Raw genomic sequence first — 9,134 nt, forward strand, 5'->3', positions numbered from 1 at the left:
AAACACATTGCTTCAACGTGGCGACCGGCAATGGTACCCTCACTTGTAGCGGAATCGAGGAATACCAAATGACCGGACATAGCCGAGTAATCATGCCACATGTCCACATCATGAGATCGTTCGACGATGAGGCCGGTAAAAGGACCGTGGTTTCGGGTGTTCTTCTGCCGCACTTGATTGAGAACTTAATTCTTTCAGGTGCTCTCGAAATTCTAATTACTGATGGATGGCGTTACTCTAATAAATTCCACAATGAGCTTGAGAATTTGCCGCAATCTTCCAGACGATATATTAAGGTTGTAGATGCAAGAGAACGTACGCAGTTGATTTCTGACGAATTCTTTGAGCCAGTGCTGGATGAGTTTGGAGTAAAACTGTTTTCTTCCTCTGGCTACGCAAACAGGCGAGAATCAAGTTCGGAAGAAGAAGAAGTGGCTCGCAGAGCTGCAATTAACGCCCACGCGCAGATGCCGAGATTTCTGGAAGCGCTCTTCTATGAAGCCCACTTTCATTTTGATATCAAAGTCTTCTTGCATCGCTTGAAGACGGTTAGGCAGCAGAGCAGAGATGCCGAAACCCGAATAAAGTTATCTGGCCTAGAAGCTATTTTGTCGACCTATCAGCCATTTGATTTGTCTGCTGCATTAGTGGTCCCTAAAGCCTCAAAGGCACACGCAGATCGGCTTATGGAAATCGTGCTTTCCAGCGAATACAGCGCTCTTTCAGCGGAGCACTCAGCATTGGGTAGGCTAACCAATATTCCTCATGTTGTGTCCCAAATTGATTTGCGCGTTAGAAAGCTCCTCGACAAGACCGGCGCAAAAGGGCTTTTGGGCTATACTTCTAAAGCTGCAACTGCGGCAAGTGGTGTCCCAGTCCCTACAACGGATTTAGCTGAGTCTCTGTTAAAGGATGCGTTTTTACCACCAACCCTGGATATGTCCGAAATCGTTTCAAGAGCAAAGCAAGAACTAGCGGCAAGTGACGGAGAGATCGCCAAACTGTACTTTATTGGTTAATGAGAGTATGGATCTGTCTGCCCTGCTTTGTTATTGCTCAATAACTGTACTCGGAAAGCAGACATACGGCGACGCTCCGCAAGCGTCCGCTTTGTCCTCTAAGCGGGCCTTGGCAGTGAGGTAGACAACGCAGCAGTGGATGGGTGGTATGGCGGGCCGGCGCGCAGCATGCAGTTCCACCGATGAACGGCAGCGGACCGTCGGCTAATGGCCGCAGCGACTAGCGAAGCGGACATTGGTGCGCCACGCAGCCAAGGTCCGGGACGTGTTTGAGAGTAGGTTGACGGGAATTGTGCACCTTCTCGCTGCAACTGAGATGACCCCAGACAACGGAAAGTCAATTCAGTCCGCTCAAATAACCTGACGCAGAACCGCTTCCGGACATGGAGAAAAAGACGCCGTTTTCACGCTCAGCGCTGTTTGGCTTCTGCCGACCCCTGTTCCTCAGGGCTTCCGCTGTAATGGATACCCCAACCTCAAGATTTGAATGGTGTTCACCAAGGCTCGGATCAATGAGGCCGTGCTGGTACCGGTCGACAAGCGCTTCAGGGAGATCAACCAGCCAGAAGTTTTCGTCAGAATGGAAGGACAGAAGAATCGTATAAGGGGCAATCCCATGTTCTTTGATCATCGCCTCAATCAGAAGCATGCCGCCATCAAGCGATAGGCCCACCTCCTCGCGAATGGCCTGGGGTGCTTCTGTGTATCTGTAGGCGGGTGGTGCCCTGCGCGGCATTCGAAAAAACAATGGTGGCTTTTCAAGCAGGCTGGGGCAGAAAGCGCCAATTTTTTCGATGAAGACCTTTCCTATGCCGAACTCATCGCCATGAAAGGCAATCATGTGTTCAACCGACTTGTAGGCAATGTGTTCGTGCCCAACGAATTCGGCTGAATTCGCATCACCAACCAAAACGTCGTTCTGGTAATCGACATCCAAAAGTGTGAATTCACATCCGGTGATCCCAATACTGAAATTCCATTGGTGCTCAAAAAGACGATTTACGTCTCCGGGATTGCGCACCAGGATCTTGATCCCAATGACACCAAATGGCGCTTCGCGTGAGATCATCTTTTGAACGGCACCGTCTTGAATATCAAAGACTGTGGAGGTGTTCCGCAAGTCGATGAGATGAGACTGAAATTCAGCGCCTATCCTGTCAATCAGTCTTTCAACGCGGCCCTTACTTGGTGACACATCAGTCTCCGGTCTCTTTTTGGTCACTCATGCTTCAGACCAATATATGTGATCCGCGCATTGTCGGTAACTCCCTGCCTTTGAAAATAGCGCACCTGGTAAGGTTTAGAAGGTCCTACCCATAGCACCTTCACCCGACGCGAAATGAACGGTCAATCCGTATGCGATGAATGATGGCTTTTGGGAGCAAACGGAAAGCCGACGAACGACCGAAATGGGGACGCATTCCGGACCACCAGCTTCCGAAAATACCGACACCGCGGTTCTGGGCGGTTCTGGGCGATTCTGGGCGATTCTGGGCGGTGCTGTGATCCGGAGAGCGCTCAAAGGGGTTTCGGACCCGGTCCAAACGTCGGCTGTTAACAAGAGGCTTGCAGCATCCTGAGATAGTCGTCGGCGGTTGCGTCAATGGGGTTGGTCTTGTGGCTGTGGTCGGCCAAGGCACCCTGAATGATGCGGTCGAAGAGATCTTCCGAAACACCCAGCTCCGACAGGCTGACGGGCAACCCAATGGCCGCCGTCATCTCCTTGATGGCCGCGCCGATATCCGTTCCGGTAGCCAGACCCATGGCATCGGCCATCCGGGCATACTTGTTCTCGCTGACTGATGTCGGGGCCGCCTTGTTGAATTCCAGAACCGCAGGCATGAACACCGTGTTCAAGGTGCCGTGGTGCAGCTTCGGATTGAGCCCGCCGAGCGCATGACTGAGGCTGTGCACACAGCCCAGCCCTTTTTGGAAGGCCATCGCACCCATGGTTGCGGCGATTGCCATGTTGGCGCGGGCGTCCTTGTCATCCGGTGTTTCCGTCGCCTTGCGGATATTCGCCCAGGCGCGGCGCAGTCCCTCAAGTGCGATGCCGTCTGCCGGCGGATTGAAGGAAGGGGCAAGATATGTCTCGATGCAGTGCGAGATAGCGTCCATTCCGGTGGCTGCGGTCAAAACGGGCGGCAGCGTCATGGTCAATTCCGGATCGACAATCGCGGCTTTCGGGACAAGGAATGGAGACAACAAACCGACTTTCCGGCCATCATCCAGTATCACAATCGCCCCGCGTCCGACTTCGCTACCCGTGCCTGACGTTGTCGGAATAGCGATGGTCGGCCAGGTCTTGGCCGTGATTTTTTGCAGGCCACCCTCGATGACCGCATATGTCTTCAGGGCGCCACCATGTGCGGCGAGGATGGCAACTGCCTTTGCAAGATCGATCGCCGATCCGCCACCAATGGCGATAATTCCGTCGGCTTCAACCTCTTTGAACAAGTCCGTCGCGACACGGACTGCCGCCTCATTCGGGTTGCCGGGGGTTTCGTCGTAAACGCCTGCCAGCTCCTTGCCGAGGACGGCTTCAATCTTGTCGAGAAATCCGAGCCCGCGCACGCCCTTGTCCGTCACTACGAGCGGGCGCGAAATTCCGGCGAGCGCCAGTTCCTCCTTCAACGTGGCAAGCTCGCCAAAACCGAACTGGACCCGGGTTACGTAATTGATCAGAGGCATGCCGCTCCCTTTACTGATATGCCCAATGGAAACTGATCCGGATTGAAGGCTAGCCATTTGGGCGAATATTTTTGGTTCGCCGCAAGATAAACTCTAAATGTGACCTGTAAATCCACTCTCTTTCAATTTGGGTATAACGAGAAGAGAATTGACGCTTGCCGCAATGCCGTTCCTCTCGAGAGAGAGACTTGGTTTGCTCTCTGTCATTTCGGCGATCGAAGATAACGGATAACTGGCAACGGTTCGTCCGCCCAGGGTCAGCAGCGAACTGGCGCCTTACGTGCTTCGATCGGGTTTAGCAGCGCTAACAAGCGCTCTCCATTCCACCGACCTTCATCTGCCTGTCTTCTGACGAAGTGTTCTGAAAGGTACCTCAGGTCGGCACGTCTGCGGCCTGCGGGCTCGCTTGGCAGGCGCTGAAATGGTCTGTGTCCCGGCATCGCCGGTGATCCGCTTAAATTCTGAACTAAAAATTCAACTTTTTTAATCCCGACCGGTTCCCTCACCCGCTGCTTTCGGTGTAAAGATCGATTAGCCAGGGCAGCGACGGTCTTGATGACGATCGCGCAGACCGCCTCAGCCTACAAAAATCTCCAGCAGTTCTGAAAGCCACTCGTGCGTTTCGTGCGTCCCGACGGGACAGCCCTTTTCGCGGATTGATACCCCCATGCGGCTTCGCCCATGCCACCCCCGCGCTGCCCTGGAGACAAGTCTTTAACTCGAATGACGCGCGGTCGAAGTTCTTATCCGGAACCAGGCCGCGAGCCGCTACGGGAGAGCGAAGGGATGAAGAGATCTTTGGTTTCGGCGCCGGTTCGGGCGGTTGCGCTTGCCTTGATGCTGAGCAGTCAGTTTGCTGCCGCAGCCAACGCGCAATCGGCGTCTCAGGCAGCGTCCCAAACCGCCTCCAAGACAAGCGAAGCGATCTCCGTCCAGTTGAACGATGCGGAGACGGTCAACGGGTCCTGCCGGTTGACCTTCGTCATCCGCAACACCTTGCCAACTCCCGTAAACGCCCTTGGCCTCGACCTGGTGATGTTCGACACGTCTGACGGCGTTTCCGGCTATGCGGCGATCGACTTCGGCGATCTTCCCACCGGCAAGACGCGTGTCCGGCAATATGACGTTGCCAAGGGAGACTGTACCGGCATCTCTCGCGTCCTTGTGAACGAGGTGCGCGCCTGTGACCTTAAGGACACCGCCCAACAGGACTGCCTGCCGCTGCTGCGGATCGACTCGCGGTCGGAAATCGACCTGATCCTCTGATGAAAACCCAAGCGTGATCAAAATGCCTGATGTCCCTACCGCGGCCCTGCCGCACTTCCTGTCTCCGTTGACCGGCCTCGTCGATCAGGGCGGCCCGGTGGTGTTGTTCCTGCTTGCCCTTTCCCTGGTGGCGGCAGCGCTGATTGCCGCCAAGCTGCTGCAGTTCCTGTATCTGGGTGTCGGCCGTTTCGGTACTGCCCGCAAGGCGCTGGACCTTTGGCTGGACGGCCGGCCTCAGGAAGCGAAAACGATAGCAGCCAGCGGAAAATCCGTGGTTGCCGACATCATGCTGAAGCTCGTGCAGGGCAGCGCTCGCAGCGAAACCAGGACCGAGCTTCTGAAAGAGGACGTCGAGCGGATCTGCATTCAGCGGATCAACACGCTGAGGGCATACCTTCGCCCGCTCGACATGATCGCGCAGACAGCACCGCTGATCGGCCTTCTGGGGACCGTACTCGGCATGATCGAGGCCTTTCAGGCCATGCAGGGCGCCGGCGCGGCGGTGGACCCTTCCGTTCTCGCCGGCGGTATTTGGGTAGCCTTGCTGACAACCGCCGTCGGCCTTTCGGTCGCGATACCCGTGTCGGCCATTGTCGGCTGGTTCGACAGCCGTATCGAGGCGGAGCAATCCGAGATGGAAGCGCTGGTCACGGCGTTCTTCACCGGGGCGATCGCCGAACGCGGTGCGGCCCGGATCGTGGCCCTGGAGGCTTCGGAGACGAGGCATGCAGTTTAAAGCAAGAGTGCGGCGCAAGCCCGTCGGCCTGACCTCGCTGATCGACGTCATCTTCCTGCTGCTGCTGTTCTTCATGCTGGCGTCCAGCTTCACACGGTACCAGTCGCTGGACATTTCCAGCGGTGCTGAAGGTGGCGGCGCGGCGGAAAGGCCCGCCTACCTGCGTATTCACACGTCGGAAAAGCTGGACCTGAATGGACGCCCCCTGATGAAGGCGGACATGGCGGAACTGTTTTCCGCGCTCAAGGAAAACAGTGTCGTCGCGATCTGGTCCGGCCCGGATGCAAACGTCCAGGACGTGGTTGATGTCATGTCCGAGGTTCGCAGAAGCGGGCTGAAGAGCGTTCTGGTGACGGGACAATAGGTGACCTCATGCGCATGAAATCCCCACAGCGCCGCGAACCGCCGGAAAACACCATTCCGCTGATCAACGTCGTTTTCCTGATGCTGATCTTCTTCCTGTTTGCAGGGTCGGTTGCCCGGGACGATGCCAGGAAAATCGAACCGCCGCTGAACATACTGGAAGACGAGACCATCCGGTCCACCGGCGCACTCATTGTTGACCCGCAAGGCCGCACCTTTGCCGGAGAGGCTGAAGTCGACGTTGCCGACTGGCTTGCGCAGCAGGAAGAGCCAGGCGGCACTGACGGCCCGATCAAGGTGGCTGCGGACGGCACGCTGAAGGCGGACGCCCTGGAAAAGGTGTTGCGCGAGCTGAAGGATGCCGGACGCACCGACATCGTGCTCATAACAAGAAGAGGCTCGAAGTGAGTTTCGCGCGTTTCCTGGCTGCCGGGGCCATCCTTTCTCTGGTGCTCCACGGCACCGGCGCCGCCTTTTTCGCGAAAGATCCGAATGAGATCTCCATTGCAGCTTCTGAAGGCGGCGGCGTTTCGGTGATCGGGTCCATCGAGGATCTTGTAGCCGGAGCACAAGTGGATGCCGTAGCCGATCCTCAGCCTGTCGAGGACGTGAAGCCGGACGTAGAGCCTATCGAAGAAGTGCAGGTGAACACCGCAAAGCCCGAGGTGCGGTCCGGCACACCGGTAAAACCGGTAGAGGTCCAGCCAAGCCCGGCCGTTGCCGAGGCAGTGCCTGACACGCCAGCTTCAGAACCTGTTCCGTCCGTTCCGATGGTCGCAGGCGTTACTTCATTGGATCCGGTGAAAGCGCCGGCGACAACGCCGGAGGTGGCGACGGTGTCCGAAACGTTGCAGGGCAGTGTCACACCGGAACCGGTCAAGCCGGTCGACCCAGTCGAGCCGGCACCGGAGCAAAAACCTGTCGAAGTTGCACGGGTGGAGCCAGCCGCACCGGTTGAAACAGTTCAGCCGGTGGACACGCAAACCGAAGTGCAACAGCCAGTTGCCGATCCGCTGGCCGAGGTCACGCAGACACCGAACCGCAAGCCCAAGCCGCCAGTGCGAAATGCGGAAGCTCCCAAGGTCGAAGAGCAGGAAAAACCCAAGAAGGTTGTGAAAGCGCAGAGGAAGGGTGCGGAAACCAGCGCCCGAAAGGGTGGTGAACGCGTCACCAGCCAGAGCGCGAAATCCAACACCAATGGCCGGGCGGATGCCCGTACCAAGGATGGCGGCACCAAAGCAACGTCCAATTATCAGGGCAAGGTGGTGGCCAAACTGCGCCGCGCAAAACGTTATCCCCGTGAAGCGAAACGTCAGAGACTGGAGGGAACGGTGAGTGTCGGCTTCACGATTTCATCCAACGGCGCTGTTTCCGGCATTCGCGTGACCCGGTCTTCCGGGCACCCGGTGCTGGACCAGGCCGCGCTCGACATGGTGCGCAGGGCTTCGCCCATGCCAAAGTTTCCGGGTGATATTCGCGTTGCGCGCATGAACATGCAGGTGCCAGTCCGCTTCGACCGCTAACACGCCGAACCAAAACGAGGGCAAGGCGAGCACCGTCAAGCAGCAGGGGTCTGCCGGTAGCTCTGCTCCAGTTCGATCAGGCGTTGCTTGCGCCAGAGCCCCCCACCATACCCGGTGAGGGAACCGTCCGCCCCGATGACTCGGTGGCACGGCACGACGAGAGCCAGTTGGTTGGCGCCATTGGCCCGGGCAACCGCCCGCACAGCTTCCGGCCTCCCCAGCGCCCTTGCCAGTTCGGAATAGCTGCGTGTCTCGCCAGGCGGAATGGTCAGCAGTTCGCGCCAGACATCCCGCGTGAAGGCAGAACCGTGTAGAGCAAGCCTTGTCTGGAATTGGCCGCCGGTTCCGGCAAAGAAACGATCGAGTTCTCCCTGGATCTGGTCGGTGACCTCCGTTCGCCCAAAGCCGATCTCACCCTTGGCGTAGGTCTGCAGCTTCCTGAACTCTGTCGGAAAGGCCTTTCGGTCGAGAAATTCCAACAGATGCAGCTGGGTCCTGTCGGTGACGGCAATCAGCGGACCGAGCGGCGATGCCACCCAGTCGGCGAAAAGCAGGGGCTTGGCGGAAAAGACCCCGGGAGACTGGCCGAGAATCCTGGCGAAAGCTTCGCGAAACGCGCTCGGCGAGTCGAACCCGGCGGTGATCTGCGCATCGATCACCTTGCCGCCGTCGGCAAGTGTCGAGAACCCTTCCTGCAGGCGCCGCTGGCGCGCCATTTCCAGAAAGGTCATGCCGAAATGCCGTTTGAAGGCCCGGCGCACCGTTGAGGGGTCGAACCCCATGCGCACGAGATCCGGTTCGCCCCAGCGGTAGGATGGACGCTTTTCCAGTGCCTCGATCAACGGCTTCACCACCGGGTCGGCAGTGGCCTCCGGCGTGGTTGGACGGCAGCGCTTGCAAGGGCGGAAGCCGGCGTCAAAACATTCGGACACGGTGTCATGGAAGGTGCAGTTCTCCCGCTTCGGCTTGCGCGCCGGACAGGTTAGCCGGCAGAAAATTCCAGTAGAAGCTACACAGACAAAAACATGTCCGTCGTAGGACGGATCACGGTTCAGAAGCGCTTTATAGAGCGTGTCGAAACTGGGTCGGGTCATAAGCATGACCCGACCTTACGCCCGGCGAGAATTCATTGCAGCCGGAAATCGGGCGTTAATTTCATTCCATCGGATAGTGCCGGGAAACAAACCTTTCCTTCGTCATCCCGGCCAAGCGCAGCGCGAGCCAGGATCGGAGAGCCACCGGCGGTCGGTGTGGGCACGCGTTCAAAAGGCAAGGCACAGGCGCCCCGATCCCGGATCTCCGTTTCACTGCGTCCGGGATGACCAACCGAGTGGTGAGAAATCACGCGGCCAGATATTTCGTGACACACCATGGCGAACCCTACCCATCGTCATCCCGGCCAAGCATCAGCGCGAGCCGGGATCGGAGAGCCACCGGCGCACGGCGTGGGCACGCGCTCAAAAGGCAAGGCACAGGCGCCCCGATCCCGGATCTCCGTTTCACTGCGTCCGGGATGACCAACCGAGTGGTGAGACA

The 9,134-nt window shown here is 57.8% G+C and carries 9 protein-coding genes; 6 read left to right on the top strand and 3 right to left on the bottom strand.

Translation table 11 applies throughout. The features are described from left to right. Nucleotides 1–68: 68 nt before the first annotated feature. On the top strand, nt 69–1,019 hold the full coding sequence (locus tag ACYQ6M_RS21265; protein WP_460075408.1) for a hypothetical protein: 951 nt from the start codon (nt 69–71) through the stop codon (nt 1,017–1,019). Between the two features lie 337 nt (nt 1,020–1,356). On the opposite strand, the gene ACYQ6M_RS21270 is transcribed toward ACYQ6M_RS21265, so the two are convergent. After that, nucleotides 1,357–2,241, bottom strand: coding sequence for a hypothetical protein (locus ACYQ6M_RS21270; protein ID WP_460075410.1), 885 nt, complete (start codon nt 2,239–2,241; stop codon nt 1,357–1,359). Between the two features lie 332 nt (nt 2,242–2,573). Further along, nucleotides 2,574–3,710, bottom strand: a complete 1,137-nt coding sequence (locus ACYQ6M_RS21275; protein ID WP_460075411.1) for an iron-containing alcohol dehydrogenase — start codon at nt 3,708–3,710, stop codon at nt 2,574–2,576. Nucleotides 3,711–4,496: 786 nt separating this feature from the next. Between ACYQ6M_RS21275 and ACYQ6M_RS21280 the strand changes: the two genes are divergently transcribed. The 5 genes from ACYQ6M_RS21280 to ACYQ6M_RS21300 are packed head-to-tail and all read left to right on the top strand — an operon-like array spanning nt 4,497 to nt 7,598. Beyond that, nucleotides 4,497–4,976 (top strand): hypothetical protein, encoded by a 480-nt coding sequence (locus ACYQ6M_RS21280; protein ID WP_460075413.1) that lies wholly within the window; start codon nt 4,497–4,499, stop codon nt 4,974–4,976. A 22-nt stretch (nt 4,977–4,998) separates the two neighbouring features. Next, nucleotides 4,999–5,712 (top strand): MotA/TolQ/ExbB proton channel family protein, encoded by a 714-nt coding sequence (locus ACYQ6M_RS21285; RefSeq protein ID WP_209009837.1) that lies wholly within the window; start codon nt 4,999–5,001, stop codon nt 5,710–5,712. Next, nucleotides 5,702–6,076, top strand: coding sequence for an ExbD/TolR family protein (locus tag ACYQ6M_RS21290; RefSeq protein ID WP_055657393.1), 375 nt, complete (start codon nt 5,702–5,704; stop codon nt 6,074–6,076). The genes ACYQ6M_RS21285 and ACYQ6M_RS21290 overlap by 11 nt, the downstream gene beginning before the upstream one ends. Nucleotides 6,077–6,084: 8 nt before the next feature. Then, on the top strand, nt 6,085–6,483 hold the full coding sequence (locus ACYQ6M_RS21295; RefSeq protein WP_460075415.1) for an ExbD/TolR family protein: 399 nt from the start codon (nt 6,085–6,087) through the stop codon (nt 6,481–6,483). Then, nucleotides 6,480–7,598: a TonB family protein gene (locus tag ACYQ6M_RS21300; protein WP_460075416.1), complete on the top strand. Its 1,119-nt coding sequence runs from the start codon at nt 6,480–6,482 to the stop codon at nt 7,596–7,598. The genes ACYQ6M_RS21295 and ACYQ6M_RS21300 overlap by 4 nt, the downstream gene beginning before the upstream one ends. A 35-nt stretch (nt 7,599–7,633) precedes the next feature. On the opposite strand, the gene ACYQ6M_RS21305 is transcribed toward ACYQ6M_RS21300, so the two are convergent. After that, nucleotides 7,634–8,698, bottom strand: a complete 1,065-nt coding sequence (locus tag ACYQ6M_RS21305) for a bifunctional transcriptional activator/DNA repair enzyme AdaA (RefSeq protein ID WP_460075418.1) — start codon at nt 8,696–8,698, stop codon at nt 7,634–7,636. Nucleotides 8,699–9,134: the final 436 nt, after the last annotated feature.

The sequence above is a fragment of the Roseibium sp. ROS1 genome (assembly GCF_054658215.1).

Excerpts from the sequence above, each read along its gene's own strand:
- ACYQ6M_RS21265 (WP_460075408.1), top strand. The coding sequence starts at position 69 with ATGACCGGACATAGCCGAGTAATCATGCCACATGTCCACATCATGAGA.
- ACYQ6M_RS21275 (WP_460075411.1), bottom strand. The coding sequence starts at position 3,710 with ATGCCTCTGATCAATTACGTAACCCGGGTCCAGTTCGGTTTTGGCGAG.
- ACYQ6M_RS21280 (WP_460075413.1), top strand. The coding sequence starts at position 4,497 with ATGAAGAGATCTTTGGTTTCGGCGCCGGTTCGGGCGGTTGCGCTTGCC.
- ACYQ6M_RS21285 (WP_209009837.1), top strand. The coding sequence starts at position 4,999 with ATGCCTGATGTCCCTACCGCGGCCCTGCCGCACTTCCTGTCTCCGTTG.
- ACYQ6M_RS21290 (WP_055657393.1), top strand. The coding sequence starts at position 5,702 with ATGCAGTTTAAAGCAAGAGTGCGGCGCAAGCCCGTCGGCCTGACCTCG.
- ACYQ6M_RS21295 (WP_460075415.1), top strand. The coding sequence starts at position 6,085 with ATGCGCATGAAATCCCCACAGCGCCGCGAACCGCCGGAAAACACCATT.
- ACYQ6M_RS21305 (WP_460075418.1), bottom strand. The coding sequence starts at position 8,698 with ATGCTTATGACCCGACCCAGTTTCGACACGCTCTATAAAGCGCTTCTG.